The sequence below is a fragment of the Kutzneria sp. NPDC051319 genome (genome assembly GCF_040682195.1).
GTDB lineage: Bacteria > Actinomycetota > Actinomycetes > Mycobacteriales > Pseudonocardiaceae > Kutzneria.
Map to the genome: position 1 here is coordinate 67,430 of NZ_JBFBAM010000026.1, position 22,524 is coordinate 89,953.

Annotated in this window: 34 protein-coding genes and 1 tRNA gene; 5 read left to right on the plus strand and 30 right to left on the minus strand. The window is 70.2% G+C overall.

Annotation, left to right across the window (positions count from 1 at the left end; genetic code table 11):
* Nucleotides 1-31 precede the first annotated feature (31 nt).
* A complete protein-coding gene (locus tag AB0M73_RS25010) occupies nt 32-1,270 on the minus strand; it encodes a M20 family metallopeptidase (protein ID WP_363894668.1) in 1,239 nt (412 codons plus the stop codon).
* Between the two features lie 102 nt (nt 1,271-1,372).
* On the opposite strand from AB0M73_RS25010, the gene AB0M73_RS25015 reads away from it, so the two are divergent.
* From AB0M73_RS25015 to AB0M73_RS25025, 3 genes are all read left to right on the plus strand, one after another.
* A complete protein-coding gene (locus tag AB0M73_RS25015) occupies nt 1,373-1,861 on the plus strand; it encodes a tRNA adenosine deaminase-associated protein (RefSeq protein ID WP_043720193.1) in 489 nt (162 codons plus the stop codon).
* Nucleotides 1,848-2,303, plus strand: coding sequence for a nucleoside deaminase (locus AB0M73_RS25020; RefSeq protein ID WP_043720189.1), 456 nt, complete (start codon nt 1,848-1,850; stop codon nt 2,301-2,303). The genes AB0M73_RS25015 and AB0M73_RS25020 overlap by 14 nt, the downstream gene beginning before the upstream one ends.
* Nucleotides 2,304-2,351: 48 nt before the next feature.
* Nucleotides 2,352-2,436: transfer RNA gene (locus AB0M73_RS25025), tRNA-Ser, on the plus strand.
* A 77-nt stretch (nt 2,437-2,513) separates the two neighbouring features.
* Here the strand turns inward: AB0M73_RS25025 and AB0M73_RS25030 are convergent.
* The 4 genes from AB0M73_RS25030 to AB0M73_RS25045 form a co-directional block, all read right to left on the minus strand.
* Nucleotides 2,514-3,815: a site-specific integrase gene (locus AB0M73_RS25030; RefSeq protein ID WP_363894672.1), complete on the minus strand. Its 1,302-nt coding sequence runs from the start codon at nt 3,813-3,815 to the stop codon at nt 2,514-2,516.
* 8 nt (nt 3,816-3,823) lie between these two features.
* Complete coding sequence (locus tag AB0M73_RS25035; RefSeq protein WP_363894675.1) at nt 3,824-4,141, minus strand: excisionase family DNA-binding protein; 318 nt, start codon at nt 4,139-4,141, stop codon at nt 3,824-3,826.
* A 227-nt stretch (nt 4,142-4,368) separates the two neighbouring features.
* Complete coding sequence (locus AB0M73_RS25040; protein ID WP_363894678.1) at nt 4,369-5,988, minus strand: hypothetical protein; 1,620 nt, start codon at nt 5,986-5,988, stop codon at nt 4,369-4,371.
* On the minus strand, nt 5,985-7,040 hold the full coding sequence (locus AB0M73_RS25045; RefSeq protein ID WP_363894681.1) for a bifunctional DNA primase/polymerase: 1,056 nt from the start codon (nt 7,038-7,040) through the stop codon (nt 5,985-5,987). Before AB0M73_RS25045 ends, AB0M73_RS25040 begins: the two co-directional genes overlap by 4 nt.
* A 465-nt stretch (nt 7,041-7,505) precedes the next feature.
* Here AB0M73_RS25045 and AB0M73_RS25050 point away from each other — a divergent pair, with 465 nt between their 5' ends.
* The gene (locus AB0M73_RS25050) at nt 7,506-7,658 is read left to right on the plus strand and encodes a hypothetical protein (protein ID WP_363894684.1); all 153 of its coding nucleotides are present in this window, start codon (nt 7,506-7,508) and stop codon (nt 7,656-7,658) included.
* A gap of 221 nt (nt 7,659-7,879) precedes the next feature.
* Here AB0M73_RS25050 and AB0M73_RS25055 read toward each other — a convergent pair whose 3' ends face one another.
* The 24 genes from AB0M73_RS25055 to AB0M73_RS25170 all read right to left on the minus strand — a co-directional run bounded on the left by AB0M73_RS25055 (nt 7,880) and on the right by AB0M73_RS25170 (nt 21,132).
* Nucleotides 7,880-8,194 (minus strand): hypothetical protein, encoded by a 315-nt coding sequence (locus AB0M73_RS25055; protein WP_363894687.1) that lies wholly within the window; start codon nt 8,192-8,194, stop codon nt 7,880-7,882.
* Nucleotides 8,195-8,497: 303 nt separating this feature from the next.
* Nucleotides 8,498-10,009 (minus strand): DNA cytosine methyltransferase, encoded by a 1,512-nt coding sequence (locus AB0M73_RS25060; RefSeq protein WP_363894689.1) that lies wholly within the window; start codon nt 10,007-10,009, stop codon nt 8,498-8,500.
* Nucleotides 10,010-10,035: 26 nt separating this feature from the next.
* Nucleotides 10,036-10,974 carry a hypothetical protein gene (locus AB0M73_RS25065; protein ID WP_363894692.1) on the minus strand — a complete coding sequence of 313 codons (939 nt, stop codon included), beginning with the start codon at nt 10,972-10,974 and terminating at the stop codon, nt 10,036-10,038.
* A gap of 43 nt (nt 10,975-11,017) precedes the next feature.
* Nucleotides 11,018-11,239: a hypothetical protein gene (locus AB0M73_RS25070; protein ID WP_363894695.1), complete on the minus strand. Its 222-nt coding sequence runs from the start codon at nt 11,237-11,239 to the stop codon at nt 11,018-11,020.
* 97 nt (nt 11,240-11,336) lie between these two features.
* A complete protein-coding gene (locus tag AB0M73_RS25075) occupies nt 11,337-11,525 on the minus strand; it encodes a hypothetical protein (RefSeq protein WP_363894697.1) in 189 nt (62 codons plus the stop codon).
* Nucleotides 11,526-11,560: 35 nt separating this feature from the next.
* A complete protein-coding gene (locus AB0M73_RS25080; protein WP_363894699.1) occupies nt 11,561-11,746 on the minus strand; it encodes a hypothetical protein in 186 nt (61 codons plus the stop codon).
* Nucleotides 11,743-11,901: a hypothetical protein gene (locus AB0M73_RS25085; protein ID WP_363894702.1), complete on the minus strand. Its 159-nt coding sequence runs from the start codon at nt 11,899-11,901 to the stop codon at nt 11,743-11,745. Before AB0M73_RS25085 ends, AB0M73_RS25080 begins: the two co-directional genes overlap by 4 nt.
* 371 nt (nt 11,902-12,272) lie before the next feature.
* Nucleotides 12,273-12,620, minus strand: a complete 348-nt coding sequence (locus AB0M73_RS25090; RefSeq protein ID WP_363894704.1) for a hypothetical protein — start codon at nt 12,618-12,620, stop codon at nt 12,273-12,275.
* Between the two features lie 128 nt (nt 12,621-12,748).
* On the minus strand, nt 12,749-15,043 hold the full coding sequence (locus AB0M73_RS25095) for a hypothetical protein (protein ID WP_363894707.1): 2,295 nt from the start codon (nt 15,041-15,043) through the stop codon (nt 12,749-12,751).
* A 114-nt stretch (nt 15,044-15,157) separates the two neighbouring features.
* The gene (locus tag AB0M73_RS25100) at nt 15,158-16,372 is read right to left on the minus strand and encodes a hypothetical protein (RefSeq protein WP_363894710.1); all 1,215 of its coding nucleotides are present in this window, start codon (nt 16,370-16,372) and stop codon (nt 15,158-15,160) included.
* A gap of 7 nt (nt 16,373-16,379) precedes the next feature.
* Entirely contained in the window at nt 16,380-16,874 is a 495-nt protein-coding gene (locus AB0M73_RS25105; RefSeq protein WP_363894713.1) for a hypothetical protein, read from the minus strand.
* Nucleotides 16,871-17,155 carry a hypothetical protein gene (locus AB0M73_RS25110; RefSeq protein ID WP_363894716.1) on the minus strand — a complete coding sequence of 95 codons (285 nt, stop codon included), beginning with the start codon at nt 17,153-17,155 and terminating at the stop codon, nt 16,871-16,873. The genes AB0M73_RS25105 and AB0M73_RS25110 overlap by 4 nt, the downstream gene beginning before the upstream one ends.
* Nucleotides 17,152-17,316, minus strand: coding sequence for a hypothetical protein (locus tag AB0M73_RS25115; protein WP_363894719.1), 165 nt, complete (start codon nt 17,314-17,316; stop codon nt 17,152-17,154). Before AB0M73_RS25115 ends, AB0M73_RS25110 begins: the two co-directional genes overlap by 4 nt.
* A gap of 4 nt (nt 17,317-17,320) precedes the next feature.
* Complete coding sequence (locus AB0M73_RS25120; protein ID WP_363894722.1) at nt 17,321-17,515, minus strand: hypothetical protein; 195 nt, start codon at nt 17,513-17,515, stop codon at nt 17,321-17,323.
* Nucleotides 17,512-17,769 (minus strand): hypothetical protein, encoded by a 258-nt coding sequence (locus AB0M73_RS25125; RefSeq protein WP_363894724.1) that lies wholly within the window; start codon nt 17,767-17,769, stop codon nt 17,512-17,514. Before AB0M73_RS25125 ends, AB0M73_RS25120 begins: the two co-directional genes overlap by 4 nt.
* The gene (locus AB0M73_RS25130) at nt 17,766-18,050 is read right to left on the minus strand and encodes a hypothetical protein (protein ID WP_363894727.1); all 285 of its coding nucleotides are present in this window, start codon (nt 18,048-18,050) and stop codon (nt 17,766-17,768) included. The genes AB0M73_RS25125 and AB0M73_RS25130 overlap by 4 nt, the downstream gene beginning before the upstream one ends.
* Entirely contained in the window at nt 18,047-18,292 is a 246-nt protein-coding gene (locus AB0M73_RS25135; protein ID WP_363894729.1) for a hypothetical protein, read from the minus strand. The genes AB0M73_RS25130 and AB0M73_RS25135 overlap by 4 nt, the downstream gene beginning before the upstream one ends.
* A gap of 107 nt (nt 18,293-18,399) precedes the next feature.
* On the minus strand, nt 18,400-18,564 hold the full coding sequence (locus AB0M73_RS25140) for a hypothetical protein (RefSeq protein ID WP_363894732.1): 165 nt from the start codon (nt 18,562-18,564) through the stop codon (nt 18,400-18,402).
* Nucleotides 18,565-18,591: 27 nt separating this feature from the next.
* Complete coding sequence (locus tag AB0M73_RS25145) at nt 18,592-18,759, minus strand: hypothetical protein (protein ID WP_363894735.1); 168 nt, start codon at nt 18,757-18,759, stop codon at nt 18,592-18,594.
* A 109-nt stretch (nt 18,760-18,868) separates the two neighbouring features.
* Nucleotides 18,869-19,060 carry a hypothetical protein gene (locus tag AB0M73_RS25150; RefSeq protein ID WP_363894737.1) on the minus strand — a complete coding sequence of 64 codons (192 nt, stop codon included), beginning with the start codon at nt 19,058-19,060 and terminating at the stop codon, nt 18,869-18,871.
* Nucleotides 19,057-19,509: an RRQRL motif-containing zinc-binding protein gene (locus AB0M73_RS25155; protein ID WP_363894740.1), complete on the minus strand. Its 453-nt coding sequence runs from the start codon at nt 19,507-19,509 to the stop codon at nt 19,057-19,059. Before AB0M73_RS25155 ends, AB0M73_RS25150 begins: the two co-directional genes overlap by 4 nt.
* Entirely contained in the window at nt 19,509-20,369 is an 861-nt protein-coding gene (locus AB0M73_RS25160; RefSeq protein WP_363894743.1) for a DUF4097 family beta strand repeat-containing protein, read from the minus strand. The genes AB0M73_RS25155 and AB0M73_RS25160 overlap by 1 nt, the downstream gene beginning before the upstream one ends.
* A 56-nt stretch (nt 20,370-20,425) precedes the next feature.
* On the minus strand, nt 20,426-20,890 hold the full coding sequence (locus tag AB0M73_RS25165; RefSeq protein ID WP_363894746.1) for a DUF3307 domain-containing protein: 465 nt from the start codon (nt 20,888-20,890) through the stop codon (nt 20,426-20,428).
* Nucleotides 20,890-21,132: a hypothetical protein gene (locus tag AB0M73_RS25170; RefSeq protein WP_363894748.1), complete on the minus strand. Its 243-nt coding sequence runs from the start codon at nt 21,130-21,132 to the stop codon at nt 20,890-20,892. The genes AB0M73_RS25165 and AB0M73_RS25170 overlap by 1 nt, the downstream gene beginning before the upstream one ends.
* Before the next feature lie 808 nt (nt 21,133-21,940).
* Here AB0M73_RS25170 and AB0M73_RS25175 point away from each other — a divergent pair.
* Nucleotides 21,941-22,300 carry an XRE family transcriptional regulator gene (locus AB0M73_RS25175; RefSeq protein ID WP_363894751.1) on the plus strand — a complete coding sequence of 120 codons (360 nt, stop codon included), beginning with the start codon at nt 21,941-21,943 and terminating at the stop codon, nt 22,298-22,300.
* 11 nt (nt 22,301-22,311) lie between these two features.
* Here the strand turns inward: AB0M73_RS25175 and AB0M73_RS25180 are convergent, their stop codons facing one another.
* On the minus strand, nt 22,312-22,512 hold the full coding sequence (locus AB0M73_RS25180; protein WP_363894754.1) for a hypothetical protein: 201 nt from the start codon (nt 22,510-22,512) through the stop codon (nt 22,312-22,314).
* Nucleotides 22,513-22,524 lie beyond the last annotated feature (12 nt).

Here is a 22,524-nt window from a genome sequence, read left to right on the forward strand (position 1 = left end):
ACGGGCGAACCTGGCGAAACCACCCCGGGTGTTAACGCAGCGCGTCGAGTGCGAAAGCGGCGTACATCGCCACCCCGTGCTCCATCGCGGCCTCGTCGAACAGCACCCGGTTGGAGTGGTTCGGGGCCGCCCCGTCCAGCGCGGTCGACGGCGGGCAGGCGCCGAGGAAGGCCATCGCGCCGGGAATCTGCCTGGTCACGTACGAGAAGTCCTCCGCGCCCATCATCGGTTCGTCCATCGGCTCGCTGTAGCGCTGCCCGAGCACGGAGCCGGCCAGGCCGAGCACGGTGGCGGCGACCTCGGCGTCGTTCACAGTGATCGGATAGCCCCGTTCGAGTTGGAACGTCGCCGAGCAGCCGTAGGCCGCCGCGGTGTGCTCGCAGATGCGCTTGGCCTCCGTGTGCACCGCGGTGCGGGTGGTCTCGGAGAACGTCCGGATGGTGCCCTCCAGCTCGGCCAGCTCCGGGATGATGTTGGTGGAGGTGCCGGCGGCGATCTTGGCCACGGTGAGCACGGCCGGCTCGGTCGTGGCGACCCGGTGCGTGATCATCGTCTGCAGCGCGCCCACCATCGCCGCCGCGGCCGGCACCGGGTCCAGCGCCTTGTGCGGCTGCGAGGCGTGACCGCCGCGGCCGATCACCCGCACCCGGAACACGTCGGCCGCGGCCATGATCGGGCCGGGCCGGCTGGTGATCACGCCCGACCGCACCGTCGACGTGATGTGCAGGGCGAACGCCTTGTTCGCGAGCAGGCCGGACGCGCCGAGCACGCCCTCGTCGATCATGTGCTTGGCCCCGTGGTGGCCTTCCTCGCCGGGCTGGAACATGAAGACCACATGCCCGTTGAGGGCCTCCTTGCGGGCGCACAGCAGCCGTGCGGCCGAGGCCAGCATCGCCACGTGCGTGTCGTGGCCACACGCGTGCATCGTCCCGTGCACCTCGGACGCGAAGGCACAGCTGGTCTGCTCCGTCAGGGGCAGCGCGTCCATGTCGGCCCGGAGCAACACCGTCGGGCCCGGGCGGGCGCCGTGCAGGACGGCCACGACCGAGTCCGTCGACTTGCCGGTGGTGATCTCCAACGGCAGACCCTCCAGCGCGTGCAGCACCGCCGCCTGCGTCAGTGGAAGCCTCAGTCCCAGCTCAGGCCGCTTGTGGACCTGTCGGCGCAGCGCCACTGTGCGTGGCTGGAGCGCGCGGGCAGCCTCGATGAGACCAGCGAGCCTGGGGTCACCTGACTGGGTGGTTGCTGGGCGTGCCGCTGAAGTGGTCATCCAGCCATGTTCCCACCGGAACCACCGTCCGGCCGATCTGTGCGGGGTCGGCTTGGGGGATAGTGCTTCCGGGTGACCGGCCCGTACGCATACGGTGTGCACATGTCGGTGCACGAGCCGGTCGGTGGTTTCGGTGTCGCCGTCGTCCGCGAGGACGGCAAATGGCGCTGCAGCTCGCTCGACCTGGCCACTTTGAACGAGCTCGACGCCGCCATCACCGCCCTGCGCAAGATCAGGTCGACCGGTGCGCTGTTCGGCATGCTCAACATCGACGACGAGTTCTTCGTGCTGCTCCGGCCCAGCCCCGGCGGGGTGTCCCTGCTGCTGTCCGACGCCGCCGCCGCGCTGGACTACGACATCGCCGCCGACGTGCTCGACCTGCTGCGCGTCGAGCCGCCGGACGACGAGGACGACGGCCTGTGGCCCGAGGGCGACCTGGCCATCCTCGCCGACCTCGGGCTGCCCGACGGCGAGCTCCAGGTGATCGTCGACGAGGTCGACCTCTACCCCGACGAGCAGTTGCAGATGATCGCCCAGCGCTGCGGCTTCAACTCCGAGTTCGACGCCATCATCGACCGTGTCCAGCAGTGACGAGGAGCTGGTCCGGGCCGCCATCCGGGCCGCCCGCTCCGCCGGCGACGACATCCCCATAGGGGCCGTCGTCGTCGACCGTGACGGCCGCGAGCTCGCCTCCGCCAGCAACGCCCGTGAGCGCCTCGGCGACCCCACCGCCCACGCGGAGATCCTCGCCCTCCGCGCCGCCGCCACCGTCCTCGGCGACGGCTGGCGCCTCGAGGGCTGCACCCTCGCCGTGACCGTCGAGCCCTGCACCATGTGCGCCGGCGCCCTCGTCCTGGCCCGCGTCTCCCGCCTCGTCTTCGGCGCCTGGGAGCCCAAGACCGGCGCCGTCGGCTCCCTCTGGGACGTCGTCCGCGACCGCCGCCTCAACCACCGCCCCGAGGTCCGCGGCGGCGTCCTCGAACCTGACTGCGCCGCCCTCCTCGACTCCTTCTTCGCCGCTCACCGCCCGTGAACAACCCCAGCTGACGACCACCATCGGGCGTCCTGTAATGTTCTTACCGGTGGCGTGTCCGAGCGGCCGAAGGAGCACGCCTCGAAAGCGTGTGAGGGGCAACCCTCCGTGGGTTCAAATCCCACCGCCACCGCAGGTCAGAGCCCCGGTTACCGATCATGGCAACCGGGGCTCTTTCGCGTGGTTGCAGTTCTGGTTGCAGTTGCCCCGTCAGGCGGCCGGAATGGGCACCCCAGCGGCACCATCTTCGTCGTCGACCTTGGGTGTCGTAGCCGGCTTCCAGAGCAGCCCGCCGACCCGTTCGGCGACGTCCCGGCGGATGGCCGCCGTGACGTGTTGGTACCGGGCAGCCATGGCCGTGTTGGACCAGCCCATGATGCCCATGACCGTCCGCTCGGGAACCCCCAGCAGCAACAGCACGGTGGCTGCGGTGTGCCGGGCGTCGTGAAGCCGGGCGTCCCTCATGCCGGCTGCGTCCAGCAGCTCCTTCCACTCCGTCCAGTCGGATCTCGGGTTGAGCGGTGCGCCGGTGGGCGTGGTGAAGACGTAGCCCGTGTCCTGCCACAGATCTGCCGCGCGAAGTCGCTCCTGAGCCTGTTCGGCCGCATGTTGCTTGAGCAGGCCGATCAGTTCGTCCGGCAGGCCGATACCGCGCTTGCCGGCGCGGGATTTTGTCGGCGCTGTTTCCTGCCGCAGAGCGACCCGCTCTGGGCAGTGGCCACCAAACTTACGTCCACATGGCACGGTACAGCCGTGTTTCCACTTAGGACGCAGACGGCTGCGACGGACTACCAAAGTCCCAGCCTCAAGGTCCAAATCACGCCACTGCAACCCCAACGCCTCGCCTTGCCTGAGGCCCAGCGCCAAGGCGACTGCCCACCGCGCGCTATTGCGCTGTTGCAATGCAGTCATCAGGAGGGTCTTAACTTGATCGACGCTGTATGGCTCCACGTCGATCTCCTCAACCTTCGGCGGCTTAGCTTCCAGCGCAGGGTTGGACGTGATGTGCTTGCGCCGGACAGCCACGTTCAGTGCGGCTCGAATTGTTCGGTGAGCCTGATGTGCTGTTGCCGCACTGGTAGTCGGTCCCATCTTGGTTGGCTGTTGCATGATCTTCCGGTACAGCTTTTCAAGGTGTTCCGGCTGCAACTTGTCGAGGCGATGGCCGCCAATCCCGGGGATGAGGTGTACCCGCACGGCAACGTCGTACGCGCTGTAGGCGTTCACGGTGATCGCGGGCGGAGCCACAATGTTCTCAAGCCAGTGCTTGAGCCAGGACTCCACCGTCCATCGCTGACCGGCCTTGCGCACGCGCCCTTCATCTCTCGAGCGTTCCAACTCCTGAACCTTGCGCGTTACCTCATCCTGGTCCTTGCCGCGCACGTGGCGTCGGTCAGGCTTACCGTTGTCTTTCACGCCAACGGTGACCCATCCGTGCCAGCCGCCGTCCGTCTCGCTCTGGTAAATGCTTGACCGGCCGTTGGCGTTGCGGCCCTTCTTTTCGCGTGCCAATGGATCTCCTAGGCTGCGGTGTCGAGGTCGCGCTTGCGCTGTTCGACGATGCGTGACGCGTACGCTTTAACTGAGTCGATATGGATCCGGCGTAGTCGGCCGATTAGTACGGACTCCAACTCTCCAGACTTCACTAGTTCATACATCTTGGTTTTGCCGATGCGGAGTTGCTGACCGGCTTCCTCGACGGTTAGAAGGACACGCTCAGGTGGTGGTGATGGTTGGGTAGGAATGGCCGCCTTATGTCGGTCGAGCTCCGCAAGCGCCTGTGCGAGGTTCGCGACCATCGTGACCAACTCGGCGACGCTGGGCGTGGTGTTCGTCATCCCGTGGACTCCTCCTCAAGGCTGGCGGCGTTGGGTGGCGCCGCGTGTGGTGGCCCTCCTGTGCGTGCGTGAGCGGCGGGGGCAAGGCGGGTCAAACCCGCAAACCCGCAACCAGGCCGCCGCATGTCTGTGACCAGGCACAACAGGGTGCGGGTTTGGGTGCGGGCAAACCCGCAGGAAACCCGCATCCAAACCCGCAACCCGCCGCAAACCCGCAACCGCGGGCCTCAGCCGGCCCGCTGCTCGACCCAGAACACGCGGGCGTTGGCGTGACTGTCCATCCCGGACCGCAGCACGTGCTGCCCGTGCCAGCGGCCAACATGGCCGGTCAGCGTGCGGCCCAACGATTTCGCCGACGGCGCGCGGCCGAGGTCGTCGGTCAGGAACGCGCCCTCGAACCGGTCGACCGGGCGGCCGTCCACGATGTCGATCTCGGCCTGCATCCGCAGCCTCCGCGCCGACAATGGTTCCGACCCGTTGATCTCGTACCAGCGCGCGAGGAACGCGACCCATTCCGCGTTGTCGTCGTCGGCCTCCCGAACCTCGGCCAGGTTGTCGAGAAAGCCGTCGATCCCGTGATGCGCCAACACGCCGCCGGTGGCCTGTGCCCAGGAGGTGAACTGCCGCATCATGTGGCCGCTTCGCGGGGCGCCCGCGCCGATCCAGTCCATGACCAGGATCAGCAGGTGCCGCAGCACCGTCACCCGGTTCTCCGGGCTTTTCAGCCACGTGTCCAGATGCGGGATGCCGAACCCGGACTGGTCGCGCTGATCGGGGTGAGGATCGTTCGGGTCCAACCTGACCAGCACGGTGCGGGTGGCCATGTCCCCGCCCAACCGGATGTTGTTGCCGGTCGCCAGCCACAGCCGGTCATTCGTGGCGCTGAACCCCGCGCCGGAGGATCCGAGCATCCGCGCGGACCATTCCGGCGAGGTGAGCAACTGGGCCAGCACGGCGGAGGCGACGATGCCGCCTTCGGCGATGTTGTCCCACAACATGATCGGCGCGGACGCGTGCAGCGCCGACGTGATGGACTTTTCCAGCTCGGCGTCATCTCCTTTCCGCCACACCAGGGTTTTGCTGCCGTACAGGTAGCCCAGGATCTCCGCCAGCAGCGTCTTTCCGGACGATTGGGTGGTCGCGCTGATCAGCCCGAACGGCGTCAAGCACCGCAGGTACGGGCGCAGGATCGGCGCGAGCAGCAGCCCGACGTGGTTGGCCTTGTCTGCGGTGTCGACGAACGGGAAGTCCCGCAGCAACGCGCCGAGGATGAACTGTCGCGCCTCGGCGACCTGGTCGGCGGTCGGCTCGGCCGGGATCGGCGGGACGCTGATTTTCGGCGCGTAGTACAGGCCGGTGGCCGGGTCGTATCCGGTGGTCTGCAACAGGGTTCCGTCCGGTCGCAGCACCGGGGAGCCGACGATTCCCAGCAGCGGCCGCACACCGGGCCAGTAGCGGTGCGACAGCACCGCGGCCAGCGTCGTCTTCGAGGGTGAGGCCTCTGTCTTCTCCTCCTTACGGACGCGGTAGCAGTAGGTGTGGTGAGCCAACAGGAACGCCAGTGACGACACCGAAAGCGGTTCGGCCGCGGTCGGCAACGGCTGGTCGGCGCTGCCGGCATCGGTGCTGGCCTGCCCGGACACCCGGGACAGGTGCGTCAGCTGGCCGCCGGAGACGTAGACGTCGGGCAGCACGCCGGCGGCCACGGCGGTGGTCAGCGCGCGGATCGCTTCGGCGTCGCTGCCGAGGTAGATCGCGGGCAGGTCCGCCGGCACCCCGCCGCCGTTGTCGTCGGTGTGCTGGTTGTCGACGTCGTCGGGGGCGGGTGGTTCGACGGTGCTGGTCACGCGGCGCTCCGAAGGTGGGGCAGGCGGGGATGGCGGAATCCGGAGTTCACGGCGTAGCGGATCTCCCCGGCCGGCAGGCCGCAGGCCTGCGCCGCCGCGACCAGCGCGGTTTCGACCTGGTTGCGATCGATCCACCCGGCCTCGGCCATGCCGGCCAAGCGGCTGGCAGAGCGGAACAGCTTGCGGTTGCGGCCGGTGTCGGGCTCCATGGCGGCCAGCTCGACGCAGGCCGAGCGCAGCGCACCGGCTGCGTAGCGCCCTTCCCGGCCGCTGCCGGGCAACGGATGGATCACAGGCGGCGGCCCCGCTGGCCGGGCTGGTTCGGCGGTGCGGTCGTGGCCGGTGCCGATGAGCACCTCGGTCAGCCACGGGGGCGGGGCGACGACGTCGACGGTCGGGGAGATCCGCTCGTAGCGGCCGGCGGTGGTGACGCTGCCGGGGATGACCACGTAGCCGCCGTAGGCCTTGATGTCGACCTGCCACCCGATCCCAGCGCCCAAGGTGCCGTCGTCTCGGACGCGGGCGGTGCTGGACTTCCAGCGACCCGGTACGGCCTTGTAGAGCAGGTGCATGCCGTCGCCGGGTGTTTGGGTGGTCAGCGTGCGGTCGGTGTCGAGCCCGTGGTGGTGCAGGCCGGCCAGGGTGGCGAACACGTCGATGCCGTCGGCCGGCGGCGGGGTGTCTTCGGGCCAGTCGAGCACGCCCAGTGGTTGGGCCGGTGGGGTGCCGCCGTGGTTGTCCATGTCGACGGCGAACAGGCCGGACCGGTCGATGTTGAGCGCCCACACCCCGGAGTGCCAACGCTTGCCCCAGGTGGTGATCACGGCGGGGTCGTTGGTGGCGGCCCACACGCCGTGGCACAGCGCCCCGTCGCCGCGGGCCAGGCAGGCGCAGTCGGCGGCGGTGTGGCCGTCGCCGTTCTTGCCGCAGGGCCGGCAGCCGCCCAACGGGGTCTTGGTACCGGGGTTGAGGGGCAGCACGTGCCACCCGTGGTGGGTGGCCATCCACAGCGCCACCGTCGCGGCGGCGCCCGGCACGGCTGGTGTCGACATGGTTGGACCTCCCTAAGAAGAGGGACAAGCACACGGAAACACGAGGTGTGCGATTCCATCCGAGGAAACTCGTACAAACTCGCCGACGGTGGTTTTCGATGTCGACCGAACGTGACGAGCGGTTACTCGGACCAACGCGAAATTGGAAAGTTTCCCAGGGTGTGTGTAACGGAATACCTTGCGGCGTTACGCGGAGTCGCCAACATCACCGGCTTGGCGGCGGACTCAAACCCGCATGTCAGGCGCACGGGCATGCAGGCCGTTACCAGAACTACAGTGGTTACTGGGCAGTAATACTACCGATCGGTGTACGACAAGCCTTTGCTACCGCCGCTCGGCCACCCCAGTGTTCTCCAACAATTTCCGGGTTGTAGATTCGCTTGCGCGTCGTCGCGACTCTGACACCTCGCCCTCACCGGGGAGGGGGGAAGTGAGGTCAGGAGGTATGCGAAGGTGCAGGAGAAAGTGAGGCGCGTTGTGCTGCTCGTCGCCGAGATGGCGCAGGCGGCGCTGCGGGCCTTCATCGAACAGGGGGACGGCACGGTGCCCATCTGGGCAGCCGTGCCGGCCATGAGGGTCCTCGCCGTCATCATCCGTTGGTCGCGGAACGGCAAGTAACCCACCCGTAGGGCGCGCCTCGGCCTCCGGCCGGGGCGTTTCCCCTGCACAGGACTGGTGCGACTTCCGCTACCCCATACCCTGCTGTAGGGGAACCTACAGCTTGTGTAGCTACAGGTAGACATCTGGGGCCACGTTCGGACCGGCTTGATCGCCGTATCGGGTGATCCACCGGCCCTGTCCTGCACGTGCAGGACGGCCGGTAGTTCAATCAGGCCAGGTCAGCTCGTGCTGTTCCAGCCGACCAGGTCCGGCGGTATCTCGCAGATGGTCGAGCCTCCGTAGGGGCTGCTGACCACGCGGTTGCGGGTAGCGGCCACCCAGAAGGGCAGATACTCCACGTCCTTCTCAGACGGCGGGATGCCCCCACTGACCGGCACCGCGAACGGCTCCCAGGTCCAGGTGTACTCCGGCGTGCGGACGACCCCGGCCGGCGGTGACAGCGCGTACTCGTCTCCGATCAGCGCCATCGCCGCCGCAGCGTCCTCCGCGGTGCGCCACGTTCCTCTCCTCGATGTGTAGGACTGCGGCGCCACGGCATCCACGATCCCGGACGGCGGGGGGGCGGGCCGGGCATTCGGGTCGCGTCCTGTTGATTGAGCCCGGTGCGCACGGTCCAAGAAGCCCTACTACCCCCGCGCAGGAGTAGTAGGGCCTCGGTTGATGCGTACGACGCCGGGACCGCCGTGGGGCGGCTTGTCTGCGGGTTTGGGTGCGGGTTTCAAACCCGCCGGATCGGCCAAACCCGCACCCAAACCCGCACCCCGTTTGCGCAGGTCAGTAGCCCTGGCCGGGGGTCGGTTGCGGGTTTGCGGGTTTCTTTTCAACCCTGAGGAGGGTTAGGGGTTGGTAGCGGGCTCCAGTGCCTCGCCGGTGATCGTCTCGATCAGCGCGCTGGCCAGGACCTCCATGGCGTTCGGGGTGACGGCGTTGCCGAAGCCCCGGACCAGCTCCTTCTTGCTGGTCACGGCCGTGACGTCGTAGTCGTGGCGGAAGCCCATGGCGGCCCCGATCTCGTGGCCGGCGAGCATCCGGAACGTCGACCGCTTCACCACGTCGGCGATCTCGACGCCCGCGCCGGCCCACTCGTGGTCGGGGCCGAGCAGGCCGTAACGGTCCCGAGTGGTCAGCGTGCCGACCGGGTCGGTGACCGATCGGGCCGGCCCGTTGGAGTAGTAGGCCAGCAGCAGTGCCTCGGCCGGCGGGCCGACCAGGCCGTGGTGGTTGCCCTGTGCCGACACGGTCGGGATCGGACCGGACACCGGATACGCCGCCTGTTTCGAGCCGCCGCCGCGCAGCAGGGACACGAACGGCGGCACGACCAGGCCGTCGGACTCCCGCGTGGTGCGGGTCGCCAGCGGTTCGTCCAGCGGCGCGGCCTCGCGTCGCCAGGTGCCGCCCGACGGCGTCAGCAACGGCCGGGCGTGGCGCCGCAGCCCGGCGGTGATCCGCGCCACCGTCGGCCCGGCCAGCGGGTCCGGCCGGCCCTTGCTGTCCACCCGTTCCCCGATGCGCTGGCCCGGGTGAAGCGACCAGTCGATGATCGTGTCCGCGCCGGCCACGATCGGCTCCACGACCTGGTTGCGGCACGAGCTGTGCGGGCAGCGATAGACGTACTGGCCGTGCCGGATGCCGTACACGCCCATGTCCACTCCGGGCTGCTTGAACACCTGCATCGCGCGGACGGTCTGGTCGCAGGTCGGGCAGTACACCGTGGGGCGCAACCACTTGTCCCAGTCCGGTTCCCGACCGAGCGAGGCCAGGTAGTAGCCCATCCAGAACCGGTTGCGGCTCTGGGCGACCTTGCCGAACCGCGGAGCGTTGACGTGCATGGAGTTCAGGGCGATGACCTTGGTGCGGTAGCCCTCGGCCTCGATCTCGCGGCGCCACCGACCGAACTCGGCCCACCGGCGGACCTGCACCACGTTCTCCACAACCCCGGCGAGCACGGGCCGGCCCGTGCCCTTGAGGCGCATGGCCCGCAGGTACCGGGGCACCTCCTCCATCAACGCCCGGGCCCGGGCCACGGTCGGGTCCAGGGCGCGGGGCCCGGTGGCGGGGTCGAACAGCACGCCCTGCGTGGACCGGTCGAAGTCCCTTTTCACGCCGCGCGCGTCCGTCCATGGTGGACACGACGGGGAGGACGAGAAGAAGTCCGCGCGGGGGAAGCGGCCGATGTCGGCCTTGGCGATGTCGCCGCAGTAGTGGTCGGCGTGCGGGAAGTTCGCGGCGTGCACGTCGACCGCCAGCGGGTGGTGGTTGGCGGCCAGCACGAGCTGTGTGCCGGGCACGGCGGTGATGCCCTGCGAGCTGCCGCCGAAGCCGGCGAACTCGTCGTAGACGGTGATCATCCACTCACCTCTCCGTGGGACGTTGCTCAGCGGGGGTCGAGTGCGGCGTCGGCGGGCATGCGAGTGGCGTCGAGCTGTCCCAGCACGGCGCAGCGCAGGTCGGCGTCCTGCTGCATGACCGGCGGTCGCTCGAACAGCACCGCGCCGACCACGACCAGGAGCACGCGGATGACGGCGTCGCTGCCCTTCTTGGTGCGCGGCGACTGGTAGAGCAGGTAGCGGGCGGTCTGCCACTCCCACACCCGGGCGCGGTGGTCGTCCTCGTCGAGCGCGTTGGCCAGGCGCCGCAACGCCTCGGCGTGCAGGGTGTCCGCGTCGTCGTCGGCCGCGGTGACGGCGAACAGCAGCTCGCCGCCGATCTCCATGCGGCTGGCGTCGTGGCCGCGGCCCCCGACCCGGATCACGAGCTGGCGGGCGAGCTCGGCGGCGGGCTCGCCGCGCACCAACCGGTTGCCCATCACCCGGCGCCCGTCCGGCAGCAGGACCTCGTTGCGCAGCACATCCTCGCCGGGGGCTTCGGCGTCAAACCGCGCGAGCGCGGCCCGGCCGTAGCGGTCCATGATCCGGCTGGCCGGCGTCGCCGTCCCACCCCGGTAGGTGAGGCTGGCGGGGTCCCATTCAGCACCGGCGCGCAGCCGGCCCAGGGTGCCGAGCCGGTCGAAGTTGGGGTCGCTGCGCAGCGGGGTGCGGAACCGCTCGGCGTCCAGTTTGATGCCGATACCGAGCCGGCCGGGTGCGGTCAGCGCCAGCTGGTAGCGCCACTGGATCAGCTCGGCCAGGGCGCGCCGCAGCATCAGGACGCGCCGGTCCGGGTCGGCGGCGGGCAACTGCTCGGCCAGTCGCTGCCGCAACGCTTCGGCTTCGGCGGCCTGGTGGCCCGCGAACTCGCGGACACGGGCCAGCTCGACCGGGTCGGCGGACCGCTGGGCCAGATCAGGTGTCGGGAAGCTATCGGACGTGATCACTTCTCGGGGCTCCCTTCGTGATAGGGCAACGGATGCGGGCGGTTCACGCCTCGTGGATGGACTTCCATCCGGCGGCGAGCTTGCGGGTGCAGGAACCGGCGTGGACGTTGGCCTTGCCGGGCTTGGCGCCGGCGATCGCCTTGTCGCACACGATGCAGACCGCGCCGCCGGTGGCGGCGACAGCGCGGTTTCCGGCGTTGGCGACGCTCTGGCGGGCCTTGGCGCGCATCGTCGGGGCCTTGCTGGATACGGTGAAAAAGCCCACGGCTGGGCTCCTCTCGTGAAGGGGGGTTCGGTTGGGGTGGTGAGACCCGGTCCGGCGGGCTGTTCTTGGCGGAAGGGACCGCCGGACCGGGGCGGGATCAGCGGACCTCGCGCACCTGGCGGGCCGGGCCCGACAGGTAGCCGGCGCGGCCCGTCTTGACGCTGACCGCGTCGAACTGGCGGAAGCCGTCCGACTGCTTGGTGATGTTGGTGACGCGCCACCAGCCGCCGGTCTCGCCCTTGATGACGTCGCCGATGTCGATCTGGTCGTGCCGCTTGCTGGCCATGAGTGATCTCCCTCTGTGTGGGTGGTTGTGCTGGATCAGCCGGCCTGGTGGCCGTCGTCGTGGTGCTCGCGTGCTCGGACGCTGGCGTCGTGGCGGTCGCACCCGCATTCCTCGCCGGGCCAAGGGCCGTCGCCGCCGAAGTGGCAGCGGCCCTCGATGCAGTCGCCGCACGTGCCGTCGTCGGCCTCGTGCCCGGCGGGTGGTTGGTTGACGGAGCTCATGGGGCGGCGTGCCCCTCGTTGTGCGCGTCGGCCTCCATGCCGGCCTCGACGATGTTGCGGCGGATGCGGCCCTCCCATCCGCAGGTGCAGCGGGCCTGCACGCTGCCCTCGATCTCGCCGTCGTAGACCTCGGTCGTGTGCTGCTGCTTGCTCATGCGTTCTCCCCTGCTGCTGAGGCTGTCGAGCAACGGTCAGGTGTTGAGGTCGATCTCCTCGACCCGGGGCAGCGCCACCACGGCCGGCGCAGCTGCTCCGCTGCGCGCTGCTCGATGCGGGCGTTGTCCTCCGCGATGCGGGCGTTGGTCTCCAAGTGGCCGGCAATGTGGCGCGCGTGGCTCTGGCCGCGCTTGCGCACAGCGGCGGCCTCGGCCCGCAAGCGGCAGCCCTCGGCAGCGTCCTCTGCGGCCGAGACGTCCGCACGTGCGGCCATCTCCCGGCGTTCCTGCTTACTCGGCCCAAACCTGAACAGTCCCATCGTCGTGTCCCTCACTCGTGTGGTGTGCAGGTCAGCGGGGCGTGCCAGGGCTCAGTGCTCATCGCGAATGTCCTTTCGGGATTGACGTGATCGCTGGGCATGCGCGTCGGTGCGGTCGGTGCGCATCCCCCGGCGGGCCTCGTCGAACTCGCGGGCCAGCCAGTTCCACACCCGCCGCCCGGTCCGGATGCGCAGGCCCTGGCCCCGGCACCGGCCGCACGTGCGGATGCCGCCGAATCGGGATCGGATCCGGCCCATGCCGTGGCAGCGCCGGCACTGCCGGACCGGCAGCAGCATGCACAACAGCAAGTAACCGACAGTGACAACGATCAGGGTGAAGGTCAATAGGCCGGAAAGATCGACACCGGGGGTGGCGGTAGCGGCCGACAGGACGGTCAATGTGCCTCCAGAAGCGGTTTCGCAGGTCGACGGGGTGCCTGCCGCTACCCGCTACACGGGCGCATAGCCGCTGACCAGGGCGGTAGCGGCGCGGGTAGCGGCGGCGCTACCCCGTAGCGGGGGTGCCGCTACCTCGCGGCGGCCGCACGGGCGGTGAGCGCGGCGTCCAGGTGCTCGGTCTTGCAGCCCTTGCGGACCGCGCCACCCCGGTTGATGTTCACGCTCTGTACACGAAGCGCGCGGAGTTGAGCGGAGATCGCCTCGGCGGTGACGTCGGCGTAGTGCTCGGGCATCCGCTCGGCCAGCCGCCCGGCCAACTCGTCCCAGTGCAGGCCCTTGTCCCCCGGGTCGACCACCGACCGGGCGTCGGCCAGCACGTCGCGGACCTCCCGCGCCATGTCCTCGCCGGCCGCGTGGCCGGTCAGGGTGCCCAGGGCCAGGCGGTGGCGGCGGGCGGCGGTCAGGATCTTCTCCGCGTCGGCGTGGTCGGCCAGGTAGGTGCGGGTGATCGGGGTGTCGTCGGTGGCGCCGTAGAGGATGCCGACGCCGCGGTAGCGGGTGCCGGTGGGCAGCGCGGAGGCGTCGAAGCCCTCGGCGTAGGCGTCGCCGCCCAGCACCGCCTCCGAAACGATCCTGTTGCCGCACTTGAGGGCGAACCGCACGGCGTGGTTGTCACGGAACCGGTTGAACAGCCGCGTCACGTCGCCCGCCCCGACACCGGACGGCTTCTGCGACGACGACAGGATGATCACCCCGGCCGAGGGGCCCACGGCCATGATGTAGGACAGCAGCTTGGCGATCTCTTTGTTGGTGTCCTGGTCGTCGAGCTCGAAGTAGACCTGGAACTCCTCCATCACCAGCATCCACACCCGCAGCTGCGGGTACTTGTGCGACAGCTCCCGGGTGAGCTTGCCCTCCGGGCACTCCGAGACCGGCAGCTTGGACAGGAACTCGTTGACGCCCTGGATGTGGCGCTCGATCTCCCGCAACGCCTCCAGCAGGTGCTCCACCGGGTCGGAGTCGCGGTTGTTGGCCACGGTGCCGAACACCATCCGGTGCGCCACCAGGCGGAACTTGTCCCAGTCGGGGCTGTTCTTGCCGTCCACCACGGTCATCCGCACGTACGGGTCCAACGCCGCGAACAGCGCCAACGCGCGGGCGGAGAACGTCTTGCCCTTCCGGGGCTGCGCCCCGACCAGCACGCTGACCCACATCAGGTCCAGCCGCACCGGCCGGCCCCGCTCGTCCAGGCCGAACGGTGCGGGCTGCCAGATGTCGCGGACCTTGCAGTCGACCAACGGCGAGCGTCCGGCCGGGACGGACAACGGGTCGACGTCGGTGACGAACAGGCTGTGCCGGCGGTGCGAGGTCTCGTCCGGCGTCAGAAACACCTGGTTGACCGACACGTCCAACCCGGACGCGATCGCTCCCTTGGCCTTCATGACGTCGTCGAAACCCTTGCCGTAGGGCAGATCGATGACCACCCGCGATCCGGTGCCGGAGGTGTCGCGGGCCATGGTCGACCCGAAACTGATCTGCTGGGCGGGCTTGTCCGGGTTGCCCAGGCCGGCCGCGTAGTAGGCGCGCAGCACGATGTCGGCGTTGATCCGGCGGTGCCGGCCCGACACCAGCGCCTTGGCCACGATCGGCCGGTCCGCCGGACGGCCCAGGCGGGCCAAACCTGTTGCGGCAGCGGCGATCCCGGCCGCGCACAGCCACCCGGGCAGGTGCGCCCACGCCACCGGCAGCGTGATGCCCAGGCCGGCGGCCTCGGCCAGAAGCACGCCGCCGCGCCAGAAGCGGACCGTGCGGACCTCGCGGTGCAGCTGCATCCACCCGACCGCGTCGTCGGCCGAGGCGGCGCTCTGCCGCAGCGCGTGCTGCTCGGACACCCACCACCAGCGCAGTTGCCGCCCGGCCAGCCGGCCCAGGCCGATCGTGGCCCACCACGCGGTCTTGGCCCCGTAGATCGGGGACCGCACCGCGTGATAGGCCGTGATGTAGGCGGCGCGGTCGAGCTGGTAGATGGCGGTGGCACGGATGTTGGCCCAGCCGTGCAGGGACGTGGGGATGACCGGGCGCCGGGTCTCCCGCTCGGCCACCACGACCGCGCTGCCCGGGGTGTCGACCACGTCGCCACCCTCGGTGGGCTCGGCGTCCAACTCGACGTCGAAGTGCGCGTCATCGCTGGTCACAGGGTCGGGGGTGGGCTGTGCGGCCGGTGTGGGGTGGTGGCACTGCCCGCAGCAGCGCACGCCGTCGTGCAGCTGCTCCATCTGAAGACAGGTGGCCTTCGGGGTCTCGCACACGGTGCACGGGGCGGTGGCGTTCCGGTCGGCGCGCACGGGCAGGACCCGGACGTTGTCGAAGTCGCGTTGACGCTGGTTGTCAGGGTCGGGCGTGCCGACCGGAGTGGTGGACATCAGTTTGTCTCCTCCCCGGCGTGGGGGTCGTGACGCAGCGGGTAGTGGGGCACAGCGAGAACCGGTCCCCGCCGAACGGGCGGGGACCGGGCAAGCGCGGCAGTGCGAGAGGGGTCAGGACACGGCGTGCAGGCGGGTGTCCCCGTCGGTCAGCGCCTCCTGGATGCGGTAGGCGCGGGCCTTGTCGCCTCGCCCGCCCAAGATGTGCCGGTAGATCGCGTAGCCGGACGGACGCTCCGGCAGGGACCCGTCCGCGATGGCCGTCCGGACGGCGTCAAGCACCGCCTGGTCGTCCTCGGACAGGCCGGGGGCGTCCGGGGCCGGACGGTCACGATCGGGCCGGTTGATCGGGCTGTCAACGCGTCCGGACGTCTCGGCCGTCGACTCGCCGGACGACGTCTGTGGGGTCGGTTCCGACGGCGTCCGGGTGGCGTCCGGCCATACGGCGGACGGGCCGGACGGACGGCCGGCCAGCAGCCGCGTCACGTCCTCGGCGAGGCTGTAGGCGGGGCCGGTGACCAGCCGCCGGGTCCACGGCGCCCACCACCGCCGCACCAGCGCGACGGGGCCGTCCGGGTAGCGCAGCGACACCGCCCCGTCCGCGTGCAGCACCGCGGTGGCCGACCGGACCGCCGCCAGCTCGTAGCGGCGCACCCGGGACCGGGCCGCGCGGGTCAGCCGGCGGCGTTGCCGGCCGGCCCACCAGGCGCGCACCGCGGCGAGCAGGTCGGTGCGGCAGTGGCTGACCTGGTGCACGGCGAACCCGGACACCGACACCAGCGCCATCACGACGCCGTGCCAGGACGCGCCCGGGTCCTGCGAGCCGTGCACGTAGTTCAGGCCCGCGCCGACCGCGGCGACCAGCCACGCCGCCACCAGGGTCGCGCCGACCGGATGCCCGGCGCGTCGGCGGATCTCGGCCTGCGCCAACAGCGCCCAACTACTGCACTCGGTGAACAGCGCGAGCAGGAAACCCAAGCCAGGACCGAAGATCGCATCACCGGCCGAGGTCTGGCCCTCCCAGGCCAGGATGCCCGGGGCCACGATCACCGGCAGCCACAACGCCAGCTGCCAGTGAGCGAGCAGGAACTCCCCCAGCGCCGCCAGTGCCGCCCACCGCTCGGCCCGACGCTGGCGCTTCTCGGCACGGCGGCGCTGCCGGTCGGCCTCGCGCCGCTGCGCGGCGGCGGTCTTGGCGGCCTCCTGCGCGGCCAGCGTCGCGGCGGCGGCGGTGGCCTTGGCGGTGATCTTCGCGGTCGCGGCGTCGGCCTTGGCCGTGGCCAACTGCGCCCTGCCGGCCAGGTACGGATCAACGTGAGTGGTGCTCACTTGCTGTTCACCTCCTCGGCGGGTTGGCCATGCAGCGCTGCCATGCGGCGCGCTCCTGGTCGGCGATCTCCTTGGTGGCCGCCGACCAGGCCCCGCACGGCCCGTCGGCGTCGCCGCCGTTGAAGGGCAACGGCGCGGTGAGCGCGTCGTAGATCTCGGGGTGCTGCTGTCGGACCGTGGGCAGGTGAGGCCCGGCCGGGCAGGGCTGCCCGGTGCGCAGCCGGTACTCGGTGGCCGCGTCGACGACCACCCGGTACTCGGAGCCGTCGGCGGCGCGGCACTCGGCGTAGTGGGTGCCGGTCGTTGGGTTGTTCGAGTCGCGTGCGTACTCGGTGCCGGTCACCGACGCGGTGACGGCGGGGGCGGGGGTGTCGGAGTGGTGCGTCGCGGCGCCGGCCGGGGCCGGTAGCGCGGCCGGGGTGGTGCTGGTGTGGTCGCTATGGCGGGCGGCGACCACGACCAGCACGAGCAGAGCCCCGCCCAGCAGGGGTGATCCCCTCACGACTGCTCACCGGCCGTTCCGGGCTCCGGCGACACGATGGGCTGCCACTGCTGGGCCTGCGACCGGGGCACCATGCCCATGCCCGTGTACTGGGTCAGGGCGTGCAGCGCCGTGGCCGCGGCGAGCGCGAGCGTGGCGTGCACGTCGGCGGCCGTCAGCATGCGGTCGGCATTGTCGCTGTAGGGAGCCTCGCCGTACCGGCCGGGCGTGGCCTGGGCGGCGTGGATGAGCCGCTCCGCCTCGCGGAAGTGCTCCGGGCCGGTCATGCGCGGGGTGCTCACGTCGTCCTCCGAGAAGTCGTGGTGTGGCAGCGGGCGGTGTAGGTGCCGCAGTGGACGCGTTCGGTGCCGCCGGTGCCGGTGGTGACCAGCACGGTCATCTCCCGGCAGTTGGCGCAGCGCTTCCGGCTGCCGACGGGGTCGGGGATGGTGGTGAAGCTCATCGGGTCACCTCGACTCGGTCCGGGCCTGGGCGGTCTGCTCGCAGTTCCCGGCGCAGGCGAAGACCTGCGAGCCGGTGTGGGAGCGGCCGACCGGGCGACACGGGCGGCCGGCGATCAGGTAGTTGGTGCGGCAGATGACGCAAGCCAGGCCGTCGGCCTGCATCGGCGTCAGGTCCAACCACTGCACGGCGGCGGTCACGGCGTGCTCCAGGCGGCCATGCCCCGAGTGCGGTAGCCGGTCGGCATCGGCGTCTGCGGCAGCTCGCCGGCCTCGACCACCGCACGCTGCGCCGCCTCCCCCGCGGCGACCAGCCACGCGGCGACCTCGGTCACCAGCGCGGCGACGGCCGTGATGATCTGCACGATCCCGGTGAGGACGAACACGACCACGAACGCGACCCGAGCGGGCCAGGTCAGCTTCTTGAGCAGTGCGCGGAACTTCATGGCGGTCACTGGCCTTCCTGCTCGTGCTGTGCGGCGAGATGGTCGAGGTTCTTGGCGCGGTCGCGGCGGAAGTGCGCGGCCTCGTCGACGGCGTGCCAGATCAGGCCGCCCGGCGGGATGCTGTCGCGGGCCGTGGCGTAGACCTCGGCCACCGCGCGGTGCGCGGCGGCGAGCTGCCGTTTCCAGGTCGCGGGCCCGGCGGCGGCGTCGCCGACGGCGTCCAGCGCGAGCGCGTGGGCGGCGGCGAACGCGGCTTCCAGGTCGCCGTGGACCGTGACCTTCTCGGTCATGCCGCGGCTCCCTGTTGGATCACCGCGTAGTTGCCGGAGGCGTTGAAGCAGGTCTGGGCCGGCTCCACGGAGCCGGGCAGCGGCTGCGTGAACGAGCCGAGGCAGGTCGGCCGGTCCGGGCCGTAACCGGGCTTGGGGTGCTCGGGCAGGGCGCCGTCGGTGGTGAGCGTGTAGTGGATCTCCAGACAGGTGGGGCAGGTGCCCCACCACAGGCCGTCGGACCGGGCGGTGGTCGTGGGCATGGCGAGGATGCGAGACACTGTGGTGTCCCTTCTGATCGCAGATCGGATGGGGTGTGTGAACCCGGTCCGGCAGTCGCTTCTTGCGGGAGGGCTGCCGGACCGGGGCGTCAGCGCAGCTTGCGGCCGTTCATCTCGGCCGACCAGTCGTAGTTCTTCGGGATGCGCACCGGGTTGTCGTCGACGATCGCGTGGGTCTGGTAGCACGTCGCGCAGACCTTCAACTTGCCGTAGGCGTGGGTGGCCTTCGCGCCGCACTTGCAGGTGGCGGACATCGGTTTCCTCCGAGATTGCTTGCGTGGTCAGGTGGCGTGGTTGGTGACCGAGGTGACGGTGTAGCCCTGCTCGGTCAGACGCTTGCCGGTGCTGTCGACCTGGTCGGGGTAGACCCACGAGGCGATCTCCGGCGATCCGGGGCGGGTGGCGCGGATCTCGATCGGGGCGTCCATCGCGCTGCAGTAGCCGGCCATGGGTCAGCCCACCCAGCCGGTCAGGTCGACGTCGGCCCCGAACCGGCGGAAGCACTTCATACTGGGGCTCCTGATTTCTGTTGTGGGGACGGGAATCGGTGACCGCTGTCTAGGCGGTGATGATGGTGAGCAACTGGGTGCTGGGGATCGCGCCGCAGTGGCCGTTGGACAGCTCCAACCACGTCAGCCGAGGCGGCCCGGCCGGGGAAGCGTCGGTCACGGTGACCGTGGTGCCGTCGGTCAGCCGGACGCGGTCGCCGGTGACGAGTTCGCGCGCCGCACGGAGCACTTGCGTGTTCATGCCGCCCATGGATCGGCTCCGTTCTCGTTGCTGAGGTTGGTGTTCTCGCTGGCTTCCACGCAGGGGAAGCACATGCCGAAGGTCGGCGGGATGACGTAGTCGCGGGCGCGGTGGCACCGCTTGCACTCGCGGCGGGCGAGGTTGGCCAGGTTGAGCGCGTGCCACTTGCGTGGCGTCATCGGCAACTTCGGCTTGGCCCTGCTGATCAGGTAGAGATTGGCGAACCACTGGCAGTGGCCCGTCTCGCTGTAGCCGTAGAGGAGCGCGACCGGGTCTTGCCCGCCGGGCCGCTTGCCCAGCGCGTTCAACTGCCGCCGGGTGGCCAACAAGTGCGGTGGCGCCCACTTGGTCGGCAGCAGCGGTAAGCCGTCGTGCAGGCCGTGGGTGAACTCCGGATATGGCGACCAGGCCACCGGCAGCAGCAGCACCGGCCGGACCTTGTTGGCCATCACCGCGTCCCGGGGACGCGAACGCGTCCGCTCATGCTCCGGGTGTTGGTGGTGACCGTCCGGCTCTGCGCCGCGAGCACGGTGATGTCGCCGGACATCGTGGACGCGTCCACGTGCCCGTCATGGTGCGCGGTGACGCGCACGTCCCCCGACATGGTGGAGATCTCGGCCCGGTGGCCGGGCGCGGCCGGGATCAGCGTGACGTCCCCGGACATCGTCTGGGCCCGCATGGTCTGGATGTAGTCGGCCGCGACGTCGCCCGACATCGTCTTGACGCTGCCGGTGGTGACGCTGACCGCACCCACGCCGCCGGAGGTGGTGGAGGCGGCCAGTGTGCCGATGCTGTCGGCGACCAGCCGGCCGGACTGGGAGTGGAAGACCAGGTCGACCAGATGGCCGCTGGCGTAGAGGTCGGCGGCGTCGGTGTCGAAGGTCAGCGAGGATCCGATCGGCAGCCGAACCTCGGCGCGGACCTGGCCGCCGGTGGTCAGCGTGGCGCCGCCGAACGCGATCCGGCCACCGGCCATCAAGACCTCGCCGCCGGTGATGATCAGGCCGGTGACGTTGCCGCGCACCACACTGTGGGACTGGGTGATGCGCACGCCGCCGGCGGACTGCATGACGGTGCACGCGGCCGTGTCGCCGGCGCTCGGTCGCGGCACGGTGACCGCCAAAACGTGACAGGCGTGGTCGACCTCGGCCTGCGTGATCAGGTCGGTGGCGACATCGTCGCCCTCGCGCAGCGGGGCAAGAGTGATTTCGGCGGTGTCGCGGTCCTCGACGATCAGGCGAACGGTGCCAGGGCCGAGGTTGAGTACCAGTCGGACCGGGCCGGGGTTGGTGTGGGAGATGGTGCGCACGTCGAACTCCTTGCGGTGAGGAGAGGTAAAAGGCGAACGTGAGCGGTGCTTTGGACTCAGGTGCCGACCAGGGCTGTGGTCAGCGCGGCGACCAGCAGCCAGAGCCAGTGCCAGGACTGGTCCAGCGCGTACGCGCCGGTGCCCAACGTCGGGTTGTCGTCGCGACCAGGGCGGGGCGCGCCGCGGCGGTAGAAACTGCGGTGGCCCAGCGCGGCGGCGAGCTTGGCCAGGGTGGTGCGCCGGTCCGCCCAGTAGTGCGTCACGGCGGACACGAGCTGGCCGACCACGAAGCCGACCGGCGTGACCTCGGCCAGGTGCAGGACGGCAAGAAGGGCGACCATGCCGGCGGTGGCGGCGGTGTAGGTGGCGACATGACGCAGGCAGGCCAGCCGGCCGGTCCAGTCGCTGCCGCCCTTCGTGCACGCCTGGTGATCGGTCTGGATCCAGTGGTCGGCGACGTTGTGCGCGACCAGCAACGCGCCCAGCACAACGGCGAAGGTGACAGCGGCGGTGATGTTCATCAGGCGGCCTCGTTCCCGGCCGAGTCCGGCATCTGGGCGACGTAGGCCCGCAGGGTCCGCACCGCGGCGTCCAGCGAGCGGTTGGTGGTGCGGCGGTCCTGGTACGGGCCGGACAGCGAGTCCAACTCGCCCTCGGGCAGCGCCGCAGCGATCAGGGCGTCGATCTCGGCGGCGGTGTAGCCGTCCGGGTCCCGCCAGCCGGCGTCGTCCAGCGGGGACAGGGCGTCGTAGACGTCGAACATCGGAAAGCTCCAGGTGGTCGTGGAAAAGGTGGTCAGGCAGCGCGGAAGACCGGCAGCAGGCCGGGACGGATCGGCATCGAACGAAGCGGGGTCCGGCGCGAGCGGCCGAGCAGCGCGGGGGCCGTTGGCCTCCGAACCCGGACATCAGCCGGCCGTCCACACGGGACGCCGGGGATGTGCGGGAACGGCACCCAACGGGTGCGGTCAGCTCGGCCGGTGGAGCTCCCGGCATTGGCGTCCAATGCCTCACGTCGCTCGCCGCGGTGGGGATGCGGGTCGTTGCGGGCTTGCGCCAGGCCGTGAGGCCCGACGTGCTGCCGGGGGTGCAGGTTTCGCTGACCTAGGTGCTCTCCGGCGCGCCGGAGAGCCGGCGCAGTGGAGAGCCAGCCGCAATCGCGGCTGGAGCGGCGGCCCGGCAGCCCCTACTAGACGGGGGCTGAACACCACCAGCCCGAAGGTGGGCTGGCAGACGGGACTGACGGGCAGGCCGCTCGAACGCTATGGAGTTCTCAATGAACAGAGGTGCAGCCGGTCATCCGGGCATGCGTCACCCACAAATGCCTTGCTGGGCTTGGCTTTCCGGAGGTCCAGCGACCTGGGCGATGCCCGGTACTTCGTTGTGCCGGGCGCCGGCCGGAACGCTGGCGGTGAATCGGTCGTTCTGTTGTGGCGAAAAAGTAGCGCTACTTATAGCGCTACCGCAAGAGGGTGGCGCGGCGTCCCGTTCAACAGCTGTGTCGGATGACGGTCGCGCCCTACGTCCAACCGCTACAATTAGCGCTGGTCAACACGCGGTTTCGGAGGGGCAATGACGCAGGACTGGGACGCTGTCGCGGCCGCGATTAACACCCGGATGGACGAACTGCACCTGACTCAGCAGGAGGTTGCCCGGCGGGCGCAGGTCAGCGTCGCCCTCTTGCGGCAGCTCCAACGGAACTACGCTCCGCGCAAGCGCAACCCGGCTCTCTTGGAGGCCATCTCCAAGGGTCTGGAGTGGCCGCCCGGCCACTTGGCGCAGGTAGCGACCGGGCAGACCGCCGTCGCCTCCGACGACCCAATCGACGCACTCCGCGTGGAGGTAGCCGGCCTTCGCGATGAGGTTGCGACGCTGCGCGGGCAGGTTGCCCAGTTGTCGCAGAGCGTCTACGAAAGGACGGCGCAGGACTAGTGTCGAACGCTTCACTGCTTGACCTGCTGGACGAACACGCCGAACGAGTCCAGAACGCGGCCCAGGCCAGCGAAAGCGGCGCGAACGGTGTGCGCGGTGCCAACCGGATCGCGAAGCGCCAGCACCAGGAGGGCAAGCAGGATCAAGCCGACGATCAGCCGTCCGGGTCCGCGCCGACTTGGCATCGGGAGCATCGAGCTGTTGCGAGCCATGGTGTCCTCCTG

Coding starts and splice junctions, on each gene's coding strand:
- AB0M73_RS25085 (WP_363894702.1), bottom strand. CDS start 11,901: ATGAGCAAGCAGCAGCACACGACCGAGGTCTACGACGGCGAGATCGAG.
- AB0M73_RS25175 (WP_363894751.1), top strand. CDS start 21,941: ATGACGCAGGACTGGGACGCTGTCGCGGCCGCGATTAACACCCGGATG.
- AB0M73_RS25170 (WP_363894748.1), bottom strand. CDS start 21,132: ATGTTCGACGTCTACGACGCCCTGTCCCCGCTGGACGACGCCGGCTGG.
- AB0M73_RS25115 (WP_363894719.1), bottom strand. CDS start 17,316: ATGAGCTTCACCACCATCCCCGACCCCGTCGGCAGCCGGAAGCGCTGC.
- AB0M73_RS25010 (WP_363894668.1), bottom strand. CDS start 1,270: ATGACCACTTCAGCGGCACGCCCAGCAACCACCCAGTCAGGTGACCCC.
- AB0M73_RS25180 (WP_363894754.1), bottom strand. CDS start 22,512: ATGGCTCGCAACAGCTCGATGCTCCCGATGCCAAGTCGGCGCGGACCC.
- AB0M73_RS25015 (WP_043720193.1), top strand. CDS start 1,373: ATGTCGGTGCACGAGCCGGTCGGTGGTTTCGGTGTCGCCGTCGTCCGC.
- AB0M73_RS25165 (WP_363894746.1), bottom strand. CDS start 20,890: ATGAACATCACCGCCGCTGTCACCTTCGCCGTTGTGCTGGGCGCGTTG.
- AB0M73_RS25095 (WP_363894707.1), bottom strand. CDS start 15,043: ATGTCCACCACTCCGGTCGGCACGCCCGACCCTGACAACCAGCGTCAA.
- AB0M73_RS25130 (WP_363894727.1), bottom strand. CDS start 18,050: ATGACCGAGAAGGTCACGGTCCACGGCGACCTGGAAGCCGCGTTCGCC.
- AB0M73_RS25060 (WP_363894689.1), bottom strand. CDS start 10,009: ATGATCACCGTCTACGACGAGTTCGCCGGCTTCGGCGGCAGCTCGCAG.
- AB0M73_RS25150 (WP_363894737.1), bottom strand. CDS start 19,060: ATGAACACGCAAGTGCTCCGTGCGGCGCGCGAACTCGTCACCGGCGAC.
- AB0M73_RS25075 (WP_363894697.1), bottom strand. CDS start 11,525: ATGGCCAGCAAGCGGCACGACCAGATCGACATCGGCGACGTCATCAAG.
- AB0M73_RS25080 (WP_363894699.1), bottom strand. CDS start 11,746: ATGAGCTCCGTCAACCAACCACCCGCCGGGCACGAGGCCGACGACGGC.
- AB0M73_RS25140 (WP_363894732.1), bottom strand. CDS start 18,564: ATGTCCGCCACCTGCAAGTGCGGCGCGAAGGCCACCCACGCCTACGGC.
- AB0M73_RS25145 (WP_363894735.1), bottom strand. CDS start 18,759: ATGGCCGGCTACTGCAGCGCGATGGACGCCCCGATCGAGATCCGCGCC.
- AB0M73_RS25155 (WP_363894740.1), bottom strand. CDS start 19,509: ATGGCCAACAAGGTCCGGCCGGTGCTGCTGCTGCCGGTGGCCTGGTCG.
- AB0M73_RS25035 (WP_363894675.1), bottom strand. CDS start 4,141: ATGACGAACACCACGCCCAGCGTCGCCGAGTTGGTCACGATGGTCGCG.
- AB0M73_RS25045 (WP_363894681.1), bottom strand. CDS start 7,040: ATGTCGACACCAGCCGTGCCGGGCGCCGCCGCGACGGTGGCGCTGTGG.
- AB0M73_RS25135 (WP_363894729.1), bottom strand. CDS start 18,292: ATGCCCACGACCACCGCCCGGTCCGACGGCCTGTGGTGGGGCACCTGC.